The sequence below is a fragment of the Mycobacterium sp. genome, from assembly GCF_049585075.1.
GTDB lineage: Bacteria > Actinomycetota > Actinomycetes > Mycobacteriales > Mycobacteriaceae > Mycobacterium.
In genome coordinates, this window is record NZ_JBAUZA010000239.1 from 16,422 (window position 1) to 32,623 (window position 16,202).

A 16,202-nucleotide genomic window follows, 5' to 3' on the forward strand; every position below is an offset into this window, starting at 1 on the left:
CAGTATGAACTGAACGTACTAAATCTAGCGGCAGCGAGTCCCGCTGGATGCCTCCGATGCGCCAACATCCAGACTGGTGGCCATGACTGACATGTTTCGCCTCGACGGGAAGGTCGCCGTGGTCACCGGAGGTGGCCGGGGCATCGGCATGATGATGGCGCGCGGACTGCTGCAGGCGGGCGCGACGGTGTATCTGTCGAGCCGCAAAAAGGCCGAACTCGACGCCGCCGTCGCCGAGTTGTCAGTTCACGGACCCGTGCAGGCGATTCCCGCCGATCTCGGCACCGTCGACGGCGTTCAGGCGCTGGTCGCCGATCTCGCCGAGCGGGAGGACGCGATCCACGCGCTGTTCAACAACGCCGGAGCGGCGTGGGGGGCGCCGTTCGGCGAGTTTCCCGAATCGGGCTTCGACAAGGTTCTCGACGTCAACGTCAAAGGCGTGTTCCTGCTGACCCGTGCCCTGGTGCCGATGCTGACGGCGGCTGCGACCGACGACGACCCGGCGCGCGTCATCAACACCGGCAGCATCGACGGAATCGTCCCGCCGGGACGCGGCCGGGACAACTTCTCCTACAGCGCGAGCAAGGCCGCTGTGCACATGCTGACTCAACATCTGGCCGGCGAGCTGGCGCCGCGGATTCTGGTCAACGCGATTGCGCCCGGGCTCTTCCCGTCCCGGATGACCAAGGAGTTGCTGCGGGCGGGGCCAGACGTGGTGGGCGCCCACCTGCCGTTGGGCCGCGTCGGCCAACCCGACGACATCGCGGGCATCTCGGTCTTTCTCGCCAGCCGCGCCAGTACCTACATCACCGGTGCGGTGATCCCGGTAGACGGCGGCATCAGCGTCATCCGTTAGGGCTAGGCAGTCATTTCAGATTCTTCTCGAGGAAGTCGAGCTGATCGGCGATCACCCGCTCGAATGCGTCGCCGACATAAATCTCGAAATGCCCCTCGGGATAGAGCTTGATCTGACCGCGTGGCGCCGTCGCCGCGTAGCGACGGGTCGGTCCCGACGGTGCGACCGAATCGGATTCGCACACACAGAACAGGATCGGGCAGGGCACTTTCGCTGCGAGCCGACCTGGACGGTAGGGCAGAATTTTCACCCCGATCCGGGCGGCGACCTCGTTTCGGAGCGGCTGGCCGTCCGGCACTAGCTTCAAAAAGCCGGGGTAAGCGTCGGGCGCGTTCATCAGCGCGACCTCGCCCGGGTTGCCCGCGGTCGGCACCATCACCGGCGACCCGCCGAGCCGGGCTGTGATCAGGTCGCGTACCGCCAACGTGGTGATGCGTGTGCTGATCAGCGGGCTCAACGTGCTTAGCGAGGCGATGCTGTCGGTGAACGGGCATTGCGAGATGACCGCCGCGATGCCGGGCAACCGCGCCGCCGTTGCAATGACATGACCACCGCTAAAAGACGTGCCCCACAAGCCAATTCGATTGGGATCGATTCCGGGTAGCGTCCGAGCGTAGGCCACCGCAACCGTCCAGTCCTGCAATTGCATCCTGATGTCGAGTAGTTGACGCGGCGCACCCTCGCTGTCGCCGAAGTTGCGGTAGTCGAACACTAGACAGCCGTAGCCGGCCGCGCAAAAGCGTTCGGCGTATGCGTCCAGCCGCATGGTGCGAACCGCACCCAGCCCGTGGGCCATCACCAGCAGCGGTGCCCCCACTTCCGAGCCGTTGCTTCCCGGCCGATACAGCCACGCGCTGATCCGGTCGGCACCCGAGTTGAACCAAACATCCTCACGCTGTGCGCTCACGGCTACCTATCCTGCATCACGCGCTGGCCGTGTGATACACCGATAAACCGTGGCCATGGCTCCGAGCGTGCTGAGTGCTGTGTCATCGGTGGTCGGGCCGAGTCACGTCAGCACCGACCCCGATGTGCTGGCGGGCCGCAGCGTCGACCACACCGGCCGCTATCGCGGGCGGGCGAGCGCGTTGGTGCGTCCGGGTTCGGCGGACGAAGTTGCCGAGGTGCTGCGGCTGTGCCGGGACGCCGGGACACACGTCACCATTCAGGGTGGTCGCACTTCCTTGGTGGCCGGCACCGTGCCCGAGCACGACGACCTGTTGTTGTCGACCGAACGGCTTTGCGGCATAAGCGATGTCGACATGCTGGAACGCCGCGTGGAAGTCGGAGCGGGGGCCGCCTTGGGCGTGGTACAACGCGCTGCGACGGCGGCCGGTCTCCTGTTCGGTGTGGACCTGGCAGCACGCGATACCGCCACAGTCGGAGGGATGGCCTCGACCAATGCCGGCGGACTGCGCACCGTGCGTTACGGCAACATGGGCGACCAGGTCGTCGGCCTGGACGTCGCCTTGCCCGACGGGTCGGTGCTGCGACGGCACTCCCGTGTGCGGGCCGACAACACCGGCTATGACCTGCCGTCGTTGTTCGTTGGCGCCGAAGGAACGCTGGGTGTGATCACCGCGCTTGATCTGCGGCTGCACCCGAATCCGCCGTATCGAGTGACGGCAGTGTGCGGCTTCGAGGACCTCGACGCGCTGGTCGACGCGGGCCGGTTGTTTCGCGAGTTGGACGGCATCGCCGCCCTGGAACTGATCGACGGCCGAGCCGCCGCGCTGACCGACGAGCATCTGGGGGTGGCGGCGCCGGTGCGCGGTGACTGGTTGCTGTTGGTGGAACTGGCATCCGATTACGACCAAACCGAGCGCCTTGCCGACGCGCTGATGGGAGTGCGGACATTCGGAGACCCGGCGGTAGGCGTCGATCTGGTTGCGCAACAAAGGTTGTGGCGGGTGCGGGAATCGGTAGCCGAGGTGCTCGGCGTCTACGGGCCGCCGGTGAAGTTCGATGTGTCCCTGCCTCTTGCGGCGGTCGCTGGGTTCGCCCGCGAAGCGGACGGGTTGCTGCGCCGCCGTGCGCCCGACGCCATCGGCGTGCTGTTCGGGCACATCGGAGAGGGCAACCTGCATCTCAACGTGCTGCGCTGCGGCGTAGAGCAGGAAAGCGACCTGTACGCGGCGATGATGGACCTGATCGCGGCGTGCGGCGGCAACGTCAGCTCTGAACACGGAGTCGGTAGCCGTAAGCGCAAGTACGTCGGCATGTCACGTGAGGTCGCCGACATCGCGGCAATGCGGACACTGAAGACGGCTTTCGACCCGACCGGCTACCTCAACCCCGCGGTGTTGTTCGACTAGTCGGGCCCTTTGATGCCCACCGCGTGACGCAGTTGGGCCAGGAACTGGTCGGCGTCGTCGCTGCGGATCATGTAGTGCGAAAACGCTACTCGGATCGCGGTGGCTGCCTTGACCGCGGCGTTGGGACCGGGTATCAGGCGCTGCAGACCATCCCGCATTTGCGGGATCACGTTGGAGAACTGGCTGATGACATGCTCGGGCTCGATATCGACCATGCGCACACCTGTGTAGGAATGCTGGTACTCGACGATGAACCGCAGTGCCGCATCGAGCTTGTCGGCGCCTTTGAGGCCGGCCGTCGCCCGGCTCATACCGCTCTCGAATGTCAGCCGCTCGTACTTGGAGAACGCCGAGAGCAACTCCTCTTTCGAGGCGAACCACCGGTAGAGCGTTGGCCTAGAGACCTTTGCCTGCACAGCGACGTCGGACAGGCTGAGTTTGCGTTTGCCGTTGCGGCCGAGCACCTCAGCAGTGGCCGCTAGGATCCGCTGCTGTGTGGTGGTGTCGCCTTCGATGGTCGACGTCTGCTCCATGCCCCAACTTTACAAAAATACCCCGAAGTGTCACGCTGTTTTCGTGTCACTGATAGCTGACCACCAAATCTTAGCTGGGGCGCAGCGCATCGCAGCTGATCGGCGATTGTCGTGAGCCAATCCGGGGCAGCTAGAGCGATAGTCATCACCGAAGCCTCATCGCCGGTCGCACTGGCGACTGCGGCGCGGTTGGCCGCCGGCGGGGACTTGGTGTTGATGGGAACCCGCCGGCTCGACATCTGCGAGCCGTTCGCGGCCGCCCTTCGGTCCGACGGCGCGGCGGCCTTCACCGCCCACCTGGACCTCGCCGATCCGCCGTCGGTCGATCGATTCGTCAAATCCGCTGACTACCTGATCGGTACGGTCGACGTGCTGGTCAGTGCCGCGGGTATGGCCGATGGCTCGTGGGTGGGGGCGCAACACTTTGCGGCACAAGTCATTCCGCCGATGATCGATCGCGGATGCGGTGACGTGGTGCTGATCAGCCCGGAGTTGATCGGTCCGTCCACCCCCAGGGCCCCTCGCATGCTGGAGACCTGGGTCGCCGGCCTGGAGGCCGAGTTCGTCGGCACCGGTGTGCGGGCGTCGATCGTTAGGTCGACCGCAGGCGGGCCCATGCCACCCGGCGACGTCGCATGTTTGATCGCCACCGTGCTTGGATCACCCCGGATGCACCTGCGTGTCGTCGACATCATTGCGCCGGTGGCCGCGGCGTCGATCTCAGTGCTGACGGATTAGCGCTTGGGCCGTCGGCGCACCAAGACCGACTGCTGGATGCTGCCGACGGCTCCGGTTTCGTCGAACAGGGTGCCGACCGTCGTGCCGACGCCGTCGGGTCCGTAATTGGTTTCCGCCCGGATGCCGACCCAGTCGCCGTCGGGAATTCGGTGCACATGCACGACGAGATCGTTATTCAGGAACGTCCACTTGGTGATGTCCAGCTTTGAGCCGATGCCGTTGGCGCAGTCGGCGACCGCAAACAGCCGCTCCAACGGCGTCATCGTCTCGCCGTTGACCAGGTTGACTGTCGGCTTGATCCAGGATTCGCCCGGACCATCGTTGAGAGGTTGGGTCAGCCACCGCCAGTCGAGGCTGTGCACATAGTTGCGGTCCCAATCCTTTTCGAGATTGCGGCTGCGGCCTTCGCTGCGCGGACGCGGCAACGGTGCCGCCGCGTGCACTAAATCGGCGGTGTCCAGCTGTTGCAGCCGCCATCCGCTGGCGCGGGCCGTCGGCCGCGGCTGACCATCGGGGCCCAACGCCAACATCTCGGCGCTGATCAATTCGATCTGTTTGCCTGGACGCTCGACTTGGGAGCGAATCCACAAGTCGCCTTCGGCCGGCACCGGCCCCAACAAATCGATGGCGACCCGGGACAGCCGGGTGTCGTCGCGTGCAGCGCATCGCTCCAGGGCGCGCACCAGAAGGGCCGACACCGGCGCGGCATGCTGCAGCGCCGCCGACCACGTACTCCTCACTAAGTCTGTGGCACAGAACTTTTCGCCTAGCGGATCGGCGCCATCGAGCAACTCGTAGTAGGAATCGGTCATCGTTACCTTTCAGGGCAGGCCGGCGCCAGGAGTATCCACGATCACCGCGTCCAGCCGAGAGAGCCTGGTACCTATCAACCGTTTCGGATAGGCGTCGGTACTCGACAGCATGAACAACGTGCGCCGCGCGGGCCCGCCGAGCATGCAGGCGATCGCGACGCGGTCGCCGATGTCGATGCGATGGGTCACTCGTCCTTTGCCGCCGCCGCCGGCTTCGATGCGCTCGAATTGGTGCGCCAGCGTCATCGACGTCCACACGCCACCGCCGGCGTCGAGGCTGATGCCGTCGGGCGGGCCGTCAAGACCATCGGCGAAGACTCGTCGGTCGGCCAGGTCGCCGTCGGCGCCGATAGTGAACGCGGTCAGTCGCCGGCCGATCGACTCCGCGACGATCAAGGTCGTGTGATCGGCCGTGATGGCCATTCCGTTCGGGAAGTCCAGATCCTGCGCAACCACCCGCACGCTGTTGTCGGGATCAACTCGCAAGATGACGCCGCCCTCGAAGGCCTGCGACCCGATGTAGGCGCGTCCAACGTGGTCGACCACCATGTCGCCGAGGTCAGCCGGTGCGGCATCGCTCAGATCGGCGATCGTGACCACCGTTTCGCCGTCGTAGCCGAGCAGCTGCCGCTTTTCAGTAGACACGATCAGCAGTGAGCCGTCGGGCCGAAATCCCAGCCCCGACGGGCTTTGCCCGGGCAGCGCCAGCGTGGTCAGGGAGCCGCTGGCGTCGGCGGTGTGTACCGCCTCGCCCAGCATGTCGGAGAACCACAGCAGCCCCTCGAACCAGCGCGGGCCTTCACCGAAGCAGAAGCCGGTGGCCAGCGGCTTCAGCCCGGCGGTGCCCTCAGTGGTTGCCGTCATCGTGCGCATCCAATTCTCGTGCGATCGCCGCGTGGTAGGCGTCGATCTTGGCGGGGTTGACTTCCTGAAACAGGGCGTCCGGTAGCGGCGCGTGTTTGTAGGCCTCGATCGTCATCGTGCGGCTAAACAGCGTGATCTCCTGGCCCGGTCGGGTGAACTGGTATTGGACCGTGATCCGGCCCTCCATACCGCCGTTGCCGTGGCCGTCATGGCCGAGCCGCCCAACGGAATTGAACACCCACAATTTCGGCCGCATCGCGATCGCCAGATGCCAGGTGAAGATTCGGTCGCCGTCAGAGCCCGACTCTTGCCAGGTGTCGCCGACCTTCAATGGCAGTTCGTCGGGCAGGTTGGTGATGTGCGCGCTGCCCGGATACGTCTTTGTCCAGTTCGCGGGATTCGTGACGAAGTCATAGATGATTTCGGGCGGTCGTGCGAAGGCGGTTTCCGAACTCGTGGTCACGATGCCCAACTGTTTCGCCTCCATGTTGCTGGAAATCCGACCAGGCGCCCACCCGGCTGACTTTACAGATTATCGTATAAGTGTCACGCAGTAATTTTGCAGGGATATCGTCGGCGCTCAGCTAAGGAAAGCGGCAGATGCATTTCACCATTACCCACCCGATGCACCGCCACCCGTACAACCCGGAACTGGTCAGCGGCGCCGGCATCGCCGCGGTCGCCAAAGCCGCCGAAGCCGCCGGATTCCACGGCTTCGGGTTCACCGACCACCCCGCGCCGACGCAGCGTTGGCTGGAAGCCGGCGGGCACGATGCGCTGGACCCATTTGTGGCGATGGCGTTCGCCGCGGCCCGGACCACCACACTGCGGCTGATTCCCAACATCGTCGTGCTGCCGTACCGAAACCCGTTCGTGGTGGCCAAGTCTGGTGCGTCGCTGGATCTGCTTTCCGGCGGCCGATTCACGCTTGCGGTCGGAGTCGGGTATCTCAAACGGGAGTTCGCCGCCCTCGGCGTCGACTACGACCAACGGGCCGAGCTGTTCGATGAAGCCCTCGACGTGATCCGGGCAATCTGGACCAGCGATGACGTCACCTTCGAGGGCAAGCACTTCACCGCGCACGGGATCACCGCCCATCCCCGACCGGTAAGCGACCCGTACCCGCCGATCTGGGTCGGCGGAAACACCGGGGCCGCGCGTCGCCGGGTGGCGCAAAAGGGCGACGGCTGGTGTCCGTTTCCGGCGCCGGCCGTGCTGGCACAGACTGCCCGCACCGCAACCCTCGACTCGGTGCAAGGCCTGGCCGACGGCATCGCCGACCTGCGCCGCCGCGTCGACGACGCGGGCCGGGACTGGTCGAAGTTCGACGTGGTATTCAGCAATTTCGAGGGCGGGAATCCAGCAGACGACGACTTCAATGCGGACGCCTACCTGACCGGAATGGAGAAGCTGGCCGCGCTCGGTGTCACCTGGCTGCAAGTGGGGTTGCCCGGCGACAGCGTGGCGCACGTGACCGAAACCATCGAGCGGTTCGCAGCCCTGGTGATCGACGCGAGCTGAGACGGGCGGGCTTTACAAGGTTCGGTGAAAATGTCACGCTCGCTAGGTGACGACGGAATCTGAGCAGACGCACTGGTCAGTCGCGGGCCTTCTCGAGTTGTTCGACGCACGCGCCGACGGGCCCGACCGCTTCATCGCTGAAACGGGGATCGCCGGCGCGGACGAACGGCAGGTGGTCGAAGGCACCCAGGTGGTCGCCCAGGTGATCGTCGCCGTCGCCAAACGGTTTCCGGACAAGTCGGTGCGGTCGGTGCATGCGGTGTTCTCCCGCGCCGTAATGGTTGGACCGCCAGTCGAATTCGAATTCGACGTCGTGCATGAAGGCCGTTCCACCGCGACCGCGGTGGTTTTTGTCAAGCAGAACGACCGCCGCTGCATCACCGTGACCGCGCTCGCCGACGTCCCGTCAGAAGATGTGATTCGCCATCACTTGCCCCGCCCCGAGGTGACCGCGCCAGCCGACGCCAATGTGTCGCCGATGCCGATGGCCGGGCGGGAACTGCGGCTGGTCGACGTGGTGGATGTCAACAGCCCGGACGAAGTCGGGCCCCCCGAGCTGTACGCCTGGCTGCACTACGACCCCATTCCGACCCGCGACGATTTGGCCAAGGCGCTGGTCGCATATTTCACCGGGCATTTGGGCATCTCGACCACGATGCGGGCGCACAAGGGCATCGGCACCAGCCAGTCGCATGTCACGGTATCCACCGCGCCGATGACGATCACGGTCGGCTTCCACGAGCCGGTGTCGTGGTTGGGCTGGTTGCTCTACACCCACGAGAGCACTCAGGTTGGCGCAGGCATGTCGTATGTCCGCGGGGCGGTGCACACCCAAGAGGGTGAGCTGATCGCCTCGTTCGCGCAGGAAGCGCTGATCCGCCCACTGCGCACCAGCGACACCGCAATCAAAACTCAGGCGCGGCTTTAGCAGTCATGGATTTCGCGAGCGTCGAACTGTCCACGGAGGACACGGAATTCCGCGATCGGTTGCGGGGGTTTCTGAACGTCCACGTCACCGACGAAGTGCGCCGACGAGACCGGGAGACCGGAGAGAATTTCGACGAGGGTGTGCACCTGGCGCTGGGCGCCGAGGGCTATCTGGCCGCCGACTGGAAGGACGAATCCGAGGGCGGCTTCAACGTGCTGCGCCGGCGGATCTGGGACTTGGAGATCGGCCGGGCGCACACGCCGTGGTTCCACTGGGGCACCACCGCCATGGTGGCGCGGACCGTGCAGCAGTTCGGGGCCGCCGAGCTCGCCGACGAGGTGGTGCCCGGGGTGCTATCCGGGCACATCCGGCTGTGTTTGGGTTACACCGAGCCCGAGGGCGGCTCCGATGTGGCGACTTGTAAGACCCGCGCCGTTCGCGACGGCGCTGGCTGGGTTATCAACGGCTCCAAAATGTTTACCTCCAACGCTCATAACGCCAAATACGTTTTCTTGCTGACCAATTCGGATCCCGACGCACCGAAACACAAGAACCTGACGATGTTCCTGGTACCGCTGGACTCGCCGGGCGTCGAGATCCAGCCCATCCGCACCATCGACGGCGACCGGACCAACATCGTCTACTACAGCGACGTACGGGTGGACGACAAATACCGAATCGGTGAGGTCAACGGCGGCTGGGCGGTGCTGCGGGCGGCGCTCGACGTTGAGCACGGGACCGCAGAACGTGGCGCCGACGGATTGCAAACGATCGCGGTGATGAGCGAACATGTCACGCTGATGGCCGAGGCGATCGACCAGATTGCGGCGTTGGTCGCGCAGCGGGGCGCCGATGGTCGTCGTCGGCTCGACGACACGTCGGTGGCATATCGGTTGGGCCGCAGCATCGCTCGCACCGAGGCAGCGCTGAGCACCCCGGGCATGTTCGGCCGAGTGGCAAATGCGCAAACCATGCGTGACGTCGCGCCGGAGCTGATGGACCTGCTGGGCACCGCGTCGGCGCTGCCGATCGACACCACCGGAGCCGCCGACAACGGCGGAGCCGAATACATTTTTCGGCTGGCCTCACCGACCGGTATCTACGGTGGCACCCTCGAGGTGTTCCGCAACATGATCGCGCAACACGAGCTGGGGCTCGGGCGTCCGAATTATTCGCCGCCGATGTCCTCCAGGCGCCACAACTAGTCGGTGAAGTCGATACGCACAGACACGGGGGTGGTCTCCAGCGCCTTCACGACTTTGGCGCCTAACCGCCCGAACTTGCGAGCTCGTGCGACAACATCGTCATCGGGCCGAAGTGCCGCTACTCCAGTGCGCCACCGATTCCCCTGTCGCACACGGATATTCGGGTTGTCCTTGATGTTTCGGCCCCAGCCTGAGCGGTCGCCATGCTGGCAGATGACCCACGCCCCTGTGTCATCGAATTGAGCGGATACCGGAACGCGGCGTATCTGGCCGGTCTTGCGCCCGATGGTTTCCAATTCGCTGGCCAGGGCGATGCGCAGCCCTAGTCTGCTCAGCCCTCTCACGGCCGGGTTGAGTAGATAGCGTCCGACAGCACGTTCTCTGCGGAACTTCCGCAGCGTTTTGGCGTCGTGGGTGTTCGTCATGGCATAACAGTAGTAGACCGATCGATATACTTCAACCCCGGGACTGAGCTAAGTGGATTCCGGCAGCTCGGCGAGAACGTCGGCGCGGGCGGTGTCGAAACTGAGAAATCCCTTGATGGGCAGGCTTTCTGGTGGCGGGTCCTGGTAGCTCCACGCAACGTCCTCGACCGTCGCGGCACCAACAACGGCCGACCAATAAGTCGCCTTGCCCTTGTAGTTGCAATACGTCGAGGTGTCCGTTTGCCGGAGCAGGTCGGTGCGCACGTGCGATGGGTCGACGTAAAGGCGGGGTTCCAGCGCCGTCTCGAACACGATCACGGTGTCGTCGGTATCCACCAGCGTCGTCCCGGCGACCTCGACGCGCAGACGACGCTTGGTGGGCCGGCAGTCGACCCGGTGATACGGGTTGGGCGGATAGTGCACGAGCTTTCGTCCCTCTTCAGCCCAGGTGTCCACCGCGTCCCACGGCACGTGGACGAACCCGGGCGCCTCTGCAACCGGCTCATTGGGCAGATCGCGTACCTCGTCGGCGCGAAATGCGTAGCTGAGCGGATGATCTCGGCGGTGCACCAGCAGTACTCGTTCGGTGTCGATCACGATGCGCCCGCCGCGCCACGCCTGAATTCGTCGAGGATGAGGTTCGACGTAGACGACGTCCGCCGGCACTGCGGGCGAAAACCATCCGGCGGGTTCATTGCTCAGCGGGCCGCGCCCGGCGACCAGACTCATGACGCTGATCCTACGGTTGCACCTCGGCAGGCTCCCTAGCCGATCACTCCGCTACCACGAACCACACCAGCACCGTCTCTGGACCGTGATGCGGTCGTCGAAACGGTGGCGTATGCGATGTCACCGGCGGAGAGAAGGCGTCAGCGTGGGAAGTGATATCACCCGCGCCCTCAATCCGTGAAAGGCATCAGCTACCCAGCCAGTGACTGCCGAGGCCACTGAGTCTTCTGAGATTGGCGGGGGCGGATGATCAACCAGGATGATGGCGTGACGCGCGGCACGGCATCGATGGGAGGATGCCGAGCATGGCCGGACCACTGGAAGGCATCAAAGTCGTCGAACTAGGCGTGTGGGTGGCCGGGCCGGCGGCTGGCGGCATCCTCGCCGATTGGGGTGCCGACGTCGTCAAAATCGAGCCGCCGACAGGCGACCCGGCCCGTCTGTTCGGCCGGATGATGGGCCTCGATATGGACACCAGTCCACCGTTCGAGATGGACAACCGATCCAAGCGCAGCGTCGTCCTCGACCTCAGCACCGACCATGACCGCACCGCTGCTCTCGAATTGATCAGCGGCGCAGAGGTATTCGTCACGAATGTCCGCCCCGGCGCGTTGCGTCGGCTAGGGCTGGACTACGAGTCAGTGGCGGCGAATCACCCCCGCCTGGTCTATGGGCTGATCACCGGTTACGGCGAAACTGGCCCCGATGCCGACCGGGCTGCCTACGACATCGCGGCGTTCTGGTCACGCGCCGGGGTGGCTCATCTGCTGACCCGGCCCGGCGAGACGCCACCGTTCCAACGCGGCGGCATGGGCGACCACTCGGCTGGCATGACGTTGGCGGCGGCGATCTGCGCGGCGTTGCTGGCCCGGGACCGGACCGGTTCCGGTCAGCTGGTGAGCACGTCGCTCTACCGCCAAGGCGCCTACACCGTCAGCTTCGACTTGAACACCTATTTGATGACGGGCCAGCCAGTCGCGATCGGGCAACGCGAAAAGATGGGCAACCCGTGCATGAACAACTACGCGGCCGGTGACGGCCGGCGGTTCTGGATCGTGGGGCTGGAAGTCGATCGCCATTGGCCGCCGCTGTGCCGTGCCGTCGGCAAGGCCGAGTGGTTGGCTGACCCGCGGTTCGCCGATGCCCGTGCCCGGGCCATCAACGCCGTCGCGTTGATTGCCGAATTGGACCAGATTTTTGCCACCAAGCCCCTCGACGAATGGGCGGAGATCTTCGCGGGCGAACCGGACTTCTTCTGGTCGCCGGTCAACAGCATCGAAGACGTCGTGGCCGACCAGCAGTTCCACGCCGCCGGCGGCATGGTCGACGTGCCGGATGGACCAGCAGCTGTGCCCATGGTGGCCACCCCGGCGGACTTCCACGGCACCCCGTGGGTGGCGCGGTCGATAGCGCCGCGGCTGGGTGAACACACCGACGAAGTTCTCGCCGAGTTGGCGGCGAAGCGCACGCCCTGACCGAATCGGACCTTTACAGATTGACGTAAAAGTGTCACGCTGGGGCGGGCCATCGGGCCCCGGGGTGTTCGATCTGTGAAGGAATGCGATGAGGACCTTCGAAGTGGATTTCGAGAAACGGCGGCCGCCCACACGGCAGCACGACGGGGCTGCGGTCAAGTATCGCCTCGACGTTGTCGCCTCCAGTCCCACCGATGTGGTGTGCTCCATCGGGGGATGGCTGTACGACCGGGTGCGCGCCGGCTGGGAGGTCAGCGTGCTGTTACCGCAGCGATGCGATAGCCGCCCGTTGCAAATCCTGGGCATGCAAGCATCCGAGCTCGACGCGCAGATCCCGGCAACAAGCACAGGATGCGCGGCCCGCGGTTTAGCGGTCAGCGCGGACATGTTCGCCTCGGATCTACGCGTTCGCCAGCAGGTACTCAAAGCGTTGGATCGCTGGATGACGGAAGTCACGCTCTGGCACGACGATTGGCCACTGACCGTCGGGCACCGGACGACTAAGGTGCAGCATGTGCTCAGCGGCGCCGCCCGCGCGTTCAAGCGTCATGCCCTCGCCGCGGCGGGCATTGCCGATCCGGTCGGCCCGATCGAAACCCTACGCAGCGACATGAAAGCCTGCCTGCCAATCGATTCCGAGCTTACCCCGGTCGGCTGATGCGGAAGTACCACAGCCATACGCTGCTTTATTTGCACGAGACGATTGCGCTGGGTTCAGGATCAGCTGACCGCTTTACCGAAATGTTCGTCGACACCTACCGGCCGATGATGGAAGAACTCGGGGCACGGCTGCTCTCCGTGTGGGAAACCACCCCCTACAACGGGCACTGGCCGCAAGCCACGATCATCTGGGAGATCGACGCGTTCGCCGACTACGCGCGCATCGGGTCCGCGCGGGCACGCGGCGGCAGCCATGAAGCTGCGGCCGGGAAATGGTCGGCGTTCCTCGCCGACATCGGCGCATCGGGTGAGGGACGGATCATGTACCCGGGGCCGAGAAACAAGACACTCGCCCAGTTGCGCGATGCCAATTTCGATGCTGCCGTGGTGATTCAAGAGATCATGCAGACCAAACCGGGCCGTCAAGATGACTACATCCGTGAGCTGGAGCGACTCTATGTCCCGTGGTCGGAGCGCACGGGTAAGCGCTGGCTCGGTTCATTCACCACCACCTTCCGCTACAACGAGGTCATCCACTACTGGGCGCTCGACGGTGGCTGGCAGTGCTTCGCCGAGCACTATCCGTCATGGAAAGACGATCCGCCGGCCGAGATCGTCACCTGGATGAGCGTCGCCCCAGCGCTTCGCGACGGGTGGGAAGACTCGATCCTGCAAGCTCTGCCGCCGTCACCGCTGCAATGAACGTCGCGTCGATGCAAGACTTTTCGTATGATCCGTTTGACTCCGCGGTGATGGCCGACCCGCTTCCTTACTACCGGGTCTTACGTGACCACCATCCGCTCTACTACCTGGACAAGTGGGATACCTTCGCGTTGTCGCGGTTCGCCGACGTCTGGGATGTTTTGGCAGTCAACGACGGAACCTTCGTCGCGTCGGAGGGCACCCTACCGCCGGCCTCGACCCTGGGCCGGCACAACGACGGCCCCGTCGCTGACCCGCCGTTGCATCCGCTGCCGTTTCACGCCGTCTTCGATGCGCCGATTTACGACAGCGTCCGGCAGGCGCACAGCAAGCCGTTCCGGCCGAGAGCCGCAGCACAGCTGGAGACCCGAATCCGCGCACTGGCCAACGAGCGGCTCGACGTTTTGCTGGCGCGCGGTAGCTTCGACCTGACCCAGGAGTACGGCGGGATTGTCGCGGCGTCGGTGGTCTGCGAGTTCCTCGGGATACCAACAGAATTAGCGCCCGAGGTGCTGGCCGCGGTCAATGCCGGCAGCATTGCCGAACCCGGCAGCGGCGTCGACACCGCGCAGTCGCGGCCCAACTACCTGGACTACCTGATCCCTTCGGTCAGACAGCGTCGCACCAACCCCGCAGACCACTCGTTGCCGGTGGTGGATGGTCTGCTCGGCTATCGGCTGCCCGACGACAGCCCACTCGACGACGTCGAGGTGGCCACCCAGATGCTTTGCGTGTTCATCGGTGGCACCGAAACCGTGCCCAAGATCGTGGCCCACGGTCTGTGGGAGCTGCTGCGCCATCAGAACCAACTCGCGGCCGTGCGGGCAGACGCAAAAGCCAACGTGCCTATCGCGCGCGAGGAGATGATCCGCTACTGCGCTCCGGCACAGTGGTTCGCCCGGACGGCGCGCAAACCATTCACCATCCACGACACCACCATCGAACCGGGTCAGCGGATCATCACCCTGCTGGCGTCCGCCAATCGGGACGAGCGCGAATACCCGCAACCCGATGAGTTCATCTGGAACCGGCCCATCGGCCGCTCGCTGGCCTTCGGCCGAGGTCAGCATTTCTGTTTGGGCTACCACGTCGCACGTCTCGAGATTGCGGTCATGGTCGAAGAATGGCTGCGGAGGGTGCCGGATTACCGGATCATCGAGGAGTCCGCATTCCGGCCGCCGTCGAGCTTCCAGTGGGGCTGGAGCAGCTTGCCGGTGGAGGTCTGACATGTGGTGCTATCGGATCGTCGCGCCGTATCTGTTTGAGCGGACATCGATCCCCGACAAGACACCCCAGTGCCTGGCTGACCGCCAAGTGCTATTGCGGTTTTTGGCCGCCGGGGTCTGCGGCAGCGACATGCCGGCCTTTCGCGGTGTGCGCGGCCCACTTCCGGGCGACGACGGACGCAGCGGCCCCGAAAAGGACGGCTTCCCGATCCATGAGGTTGCCGGCGAAGTCATCGCCAGCCGTCATCCCGAACATCGGCCCGGCGACCATGTTGTGGGTTGGGCGTCTTCGTTCGACGGTTTGATGGAGCGCGTCGTGACCGACGGAGACCAGGTGGCGCCCTACGATCCCGAGCTCACCCCCGAACAGGCCATCGGCTTGCAACCGTTGGCCTGCGTCCTCTATGCCGTCGAGCAGCTGCCCGCCCTCGAGGGCCGTCGCGTCGCCATCATCGGCCAAGGCTCCATTGGGCTGCTGTTTTCGTACGTCGCGAAAGCGGCAGGCGCGCAGCATGTTACCGGCGTGGACCCCGTCGACCGCGCGGGCATCGCCAACAAGTTCGGGGTCGACACGTTCGTGCGGGCCACCAGCGACCGGTGGGTCAGTCAGCTGGCGCGGGAGGACCGACCGGACGTCGTGATCGAAGCCGTCGGTCATCAGGTCGCCACCCTCAACCACGCGATCGACGCCAGCGGGCCCGGCGGAACCGTGTTCTATTTCGGGGTCGCCGACGACGACAGCTATCCGATCAGCATGCGTGCCATGCTGCGCAAAAACCTGACATTGAAATCCGGTGTCACGCTTGATCGTCGGCGGATGCTGGATCATGCGAGCAAATTCGCCGGCGAGCATCGCGGGCTGCTGGCAATGTATCTGACGCACACTTTCAGCGTCGACGAGGTTCAGGCCGCATTCGAGCTGGCCTGCCGCCCGGTGCCCGAACGCGTGAAAATCGCGATCACCGAATCGGGTGCGGGATGACGTCGAGCCACCTGCAGCAGGCGCTTACCAGCGGAAAACCCGTGTGGGGCGGCTGGATCACCGGACCAACGGTGATCGGGCCCGAGGAATTCGCCCGCGCGGGCTACGACTACATCGGTTTCGACGCCCAACACGGTTACATCGACGACGCCGACATCGCCAACATCCTGCGCCGCCTCGAACCTGTGCCGATCGGCACCGCGGTGCGACTCCCTGCTGCCGACCCGGCGC

18 protein-coding genes and 1 pseudogene are annotated in these 16,202 nt (G+C 65.0%); 12 read left to right on the plus strand and 7 right to left on the minus strand.

The genetic code is table 11. The features are described 5' to 3' along the window. The first annotated feature begins 82 nt into the window (after positions 1 to 82). On the plus strand, positions 83 to 856 hold the full coding sequence (locus tag WB785_RS11385; RefSeq protein ID WP_424079213.1) for an SDR family oxidoreductase: 774 nt from the start codon (positions 83 to 85) through the stop codon (positions 854 to 856). A 10-nt stretch (positions 857 to 866) separates the two neighbouring features. On the opposite strand, the gene WB785_RS11390 is transcribed toward WB785_RS11385, so the two are convergent. Next, complete coding sequence (locus WB785_RS11390; protein WP_424079215.1) at positions 867 to 1,763, minus strand: alpha/beta hydrolase; 897 nt, start codon at positions 1,761 to 1,763, stop codon at positions 867 to 869. Between the two features lie 55 nt (positions 1,764 to 1,818). Here WB785_RS11390 and WB785_RS11395 point away from each other — a divergent pair, with 55 nt between their 5' ends. Beyond that, complete coding sequence (locus WB785_RS11395) at positions 1,819 to 3,171, plus strand: FAD-binding oxidoreductase (RefSeq protein WP_424079217.1); 1,353 nt, start codon at positions 1,819 to 1,821, stop codon at positions 3,169 to 3,171. Here the strand turns inward: WB785_RS11395 and WB785_RS11400 are convergent. Beyond that, entirely contained in the window at positions 3,168 to 3,704 is a 537-nt protein-coding gene (locus WB785_RS11400) for a TetR/AcrR family transcriptional regulator (protein ID WP_424079218.1), read from the minus strand. The genes WB785_RS11395 and WB785_RS11400 overlap by 4 nt on opposite strands. A 111-nt stretch (positions 3,705 to 3,815) precedes the next feature. Between WB785_RS11400 and WB785_RS11405 the strand changes: the two genes are divergently transcribed. Then, on the plus strand, positions 3,816 to 4,442 hold the full coding sequence (locus WB785_RS11405) for an SDR family NAD(P)-dependent oxidoreductase (protein ID WP_424079220.1): 627 nt from the start codon (positions 3,816 to 3,818) through the stop codon (positions 4,440 to 4,442). Here the strand turns inward: WB785_RS11405 and WB785_RS11410 are convergent. Genes WB785_RS11410 through WB785_RS11420 form a run of 3 tightly spaced genes read right to left on the minus strand, consistent with a single transcriptional unit; the run spans position 4,439 to position 6,590 of the window. After that, entirely contained in the window at positions 4,439 to 5,254 is an 816-nt protein-coding gene (locus WB785_RS11410; RefSeq protein ID WP_424079222.1) for a thioesterase family protein, read from the minus strand. The two genes, WB785_RS11405 and WB785_RS11410, sit on opposite strands and share 4 nt — an antisense overlap. A 9-nt stretch (positions 5,255 to 5,263) precedes the next feature. Next, positions 5,264 to 6,118, minus strand: coding sequence for an SMP-30/gluconolactonase/LRE family protein (locus WB785_RS11415; RefSeq protein ID WP_424079223.1), 855 nt, complete (start codon positions 6,116 to 6,118; stop codon positions 5,264 to 5,266). After that, complete coding sequence (locus WB785_RS11420; RefSeq protein ID WP_424079243.1) at positions 6,102 to 6,590, minus strand: SRPBCC family protein; 489 nt, start codon at positions 6,588 to 6,590, stop codon at positions 6,102 to 6,104. The genes WB785_RS11415 and WB785_RS11420 overlap by 17 nt, the downstream gene beginning before the upstream one ends. 128 nt (positions 6,591 to 6,718) lie before the next feature. Here WB785_RS11420 and WB785_RS11425 point away from each other — a divergent pair, with 128 nt between their 5' ends. The 3 genes from WB785_RS11425 to WB785_RS11435 are packed head-to-tail and all read left to right on the plus strand — an operon-like array spanning position 6,719 to position 9,772. Then, complete coding sequence (locus tag WB785_RS11425) at positions 6,719 to 7,639, plus strand: LLM class F420-dependent oxidoreductase (RefSeq protein WP_424079224.1); 921 nt, start codon at positions 6,719 to 6,721, stop codon at positions 7,637 to 7,639. Positions 7,640 to 7,685: 46 nt separating this feature from the next. Then, positions 7,686 to 8,567, plus strand: a complete 882-nt coding sequence (locus tag WB785_RS11430) for an acyl-CoA thioesterase (RefSeq protein ID WP_424079226.1) — start codon at positions 7,686 to 7,688, stop codon at positions 8,565 to 8,567. Between the two features lie 5 nt (positions 8,568 to 8,572). Next, the gene (locus WB785_RS11435) at positions 8,573 to 9,772 is read left to right on the plus strand and encodes an acyl-CoA dehydrogenase family protein (protein ID WP_424079228.1); all 1,200 of its coding nucleotides are present in this window, start codon (positions 8,573 to 8,575) and stop codon (positions 9,770 to 9,772) included. Here the strand turns inward: WB785_RS11435 and WB785_RS11440 are convergent. Both WB785_RS11440 and WB785_RS11445 read right to left on the minus strand, forming a co-directional pair. Beyond that, complete coding sequence (locus WB785_RS11440; RefSeq protein WP_424079230.1) at positions 9,769 to 10,197, minus strand: nitroreductase/quinone reductase family protein; 429 nt, start codon at positions 10,195 to 10,197, stop codon at positions 9,769 to 9,771. The two genes, WB785_RS11435 and WB785_RS11440, sit on opposite strands and share 4 nt — an antisense overlap. Before the next feature lie 48 nt (positions 10,198 to 10,245). Beyond that, positions 10,246 to 10,926 (minus strand): DUF427 domain-containing protein, encoded by a 681-nt coding sequence (locus tag WB785_RS11445; RefSeq protein ID WP_424079231.1) that lies wholly within the window; start codon positions 10,924 to 10,926, stop codon positions 10,246 to 10,248. 305 nt (positions 10,927 to 11,231) lie between these two features. On the opposite strand from WB785_RS11445, the gene WB785_RS11450 reads away from it, so the two are divergent. The 6 genes and pseudogenes from WB785_RS11450 to WB785_RS11475 form a co-directional block, all read left to right on the plus strand. Beyond that, a complete protein-coding gene (locus WB785_RS11450; protein ID WP_424079232.1) occupies positions 11,232 to 12,401 on the plus strand; it encodes a CaiB/BaiF CoA transferase family protein in 1,170 nt (389 codons plus the stop codon). A gap of 88 nt (positions 12,402 to 12,489) precedes the next feature. Next, positions 12,490 to 13,059 carry a hypothetical protein gene (locus WB785_RS11455; protein WP_424079233.1) on the plus strand — a complete coding sequence of 190 codons (570 nt, stop codon included), beginning with the start codon at positions 12,490 to 12,492 and terminating at the stop codon, positions 13,057 to 13,059. Then, positions 13,059 to 13,763, plus strand: a complete 705-nt coding sequence (locus WB785_RS11460) for an NIPSNAP family protein (RefSeq protein WP_424079234.1) — start codon at positions 13,059 to 13,061, stop codon at positions 13,761 to 13,763. The genes WB785_RS11455 and WB785_RS11460 overlap by 1 nt, the downstream gene beginning before the upstream one ends. Before the next feature lie 11 nt (positions 13,764 to 13,774). Next, on the plus strand, positions 13,775 to 14,989 hold the full coding sequence (locus tag WB785_RS11465; RefSeq protein ID WP_424079235.1) for a cytochrome P450: 1,215 nt from the start codon (positions 13,775 to 13,777) through the stop codon (positions 14,987 to 14,989). 1 nt (position 14,990) lies between these two features. Then, positions 14,991 to 15,971 (plus strand): zinc-binding dehydrogenase, encoded by a 981-nt coding sequence (locus WB785_RS11470; RefSeq protein WP_424079236.1) that lies wholly within the window; start codon positions 14,991 to 14,993, stop codon positions 15,969 to 15,971. Beyond that, a pseudogene (locus WB785_RS11475) lies at positions 15,968 to 16,202 on the plus strand (HpcH/HpaI aldolase family protein); the annotation flags it as partial. The gene WB785_RS11470 and the pseudogene WB785_RS11475, both read left to right, overlap by 4 nt.

Bases quoted from the DNA above. Each gene is read 5' to 3' on its own strand.
- WB785_RS11385 (WP_424079213.1), top strand. From the start codon at position 83: ATGACTGACATGTTTCGCCTCGACGGGAAGGTCGCCGTGGTCACCGGA.
- WB785_RS11395 (WP_424079217.1), top strand. From the start codon at position 1,819: ATGGCTCCGAGCGTGCTGAGTGCTGTGTCATCGGTGGTCGGGCCGAGT.
- WB785_RS11400 (WP_424079218.1), bottom strand. From the start codon at position 3,704: ATGGAGCAGACGTCGACCATCGAAGGCGACACCACCACACAGCAGCGG.
- WB785_RS11410 (WP_424079222.1), bottom strand. From the start codon at position 5,254: ATGACCGATTCCTACTACGAGTTGCTCGATGGCGCCGATCCGCTAGGC.
- WB785_RS11415 (WP_424079223.1), bottom strand. From the start codon at position 6,118: ATGACGGCAACCACTGAGGGCACCGCCGGGCTGAAGCCGCTGGCCACC.
- WB785_RS11425 (WP_424079224.1), top strand. From the start codon at position 6,719: ATGCATTTCACCATTACCCACCCGATGCACCGCCACCCGTACAACCCG.
- WB785_RS11435 (WP_424079228.1), top strand. From the start codon at position 8,573: ATGGATTTCGCGAGCGTCGAACTGTCCACGGAGGACACGGAATTCCGC.
- WB785_RS11440 (WP_424079230.1), bottom strand. From the start codon at position 10,197: ATGACGAACACCCACGACGCCAAAACGCTGCGGAAGTTCCGCAGAGAA.
- WB785_RS11445 (WP_424079231.1), bottom strand. From the start codon at position 10,926: ATGAGTCTGGTCGCCGGGCGCGGCCCGCTGAGCAATGAACCCGCCGGA.
- WB785_RS11450 (WP_424079232.1), top strand. From the start codon at position 11,232: ATGGCCGGACCACTGGAAGGCATCAAAGTCGTCGAACTAGGCGTGTGG.
- WB785_RS11455 (WP_424079233.1), top strand. From the start codon at position 12,490: ATGAGGACCTTCGAAGTGGATTTCGAGAAACGGCGGCCGCCCACACGG.
- WB785_RS11460 (WP_424079234.1), top strand. From the start codon at position 13,059: ATGCGGAAGTACCACAGCCATACGCTGCTTTATTTGCACGAGACGATT.
- WB785_RS11465 (WP_424079235.1), top strand. From the start codon at position 13,775: ATGCAAGACTTTTCGTATGATCCGTTTGACTCCGCGGTGATGGCCGAC.
- WB785_RS11470 (WP_424079236.1), top strand. From the start codon at position 14,991: ATGTGGTGCTATCGGATCGTCGCGCCGTATCTGTTTGAGCGGACATCG.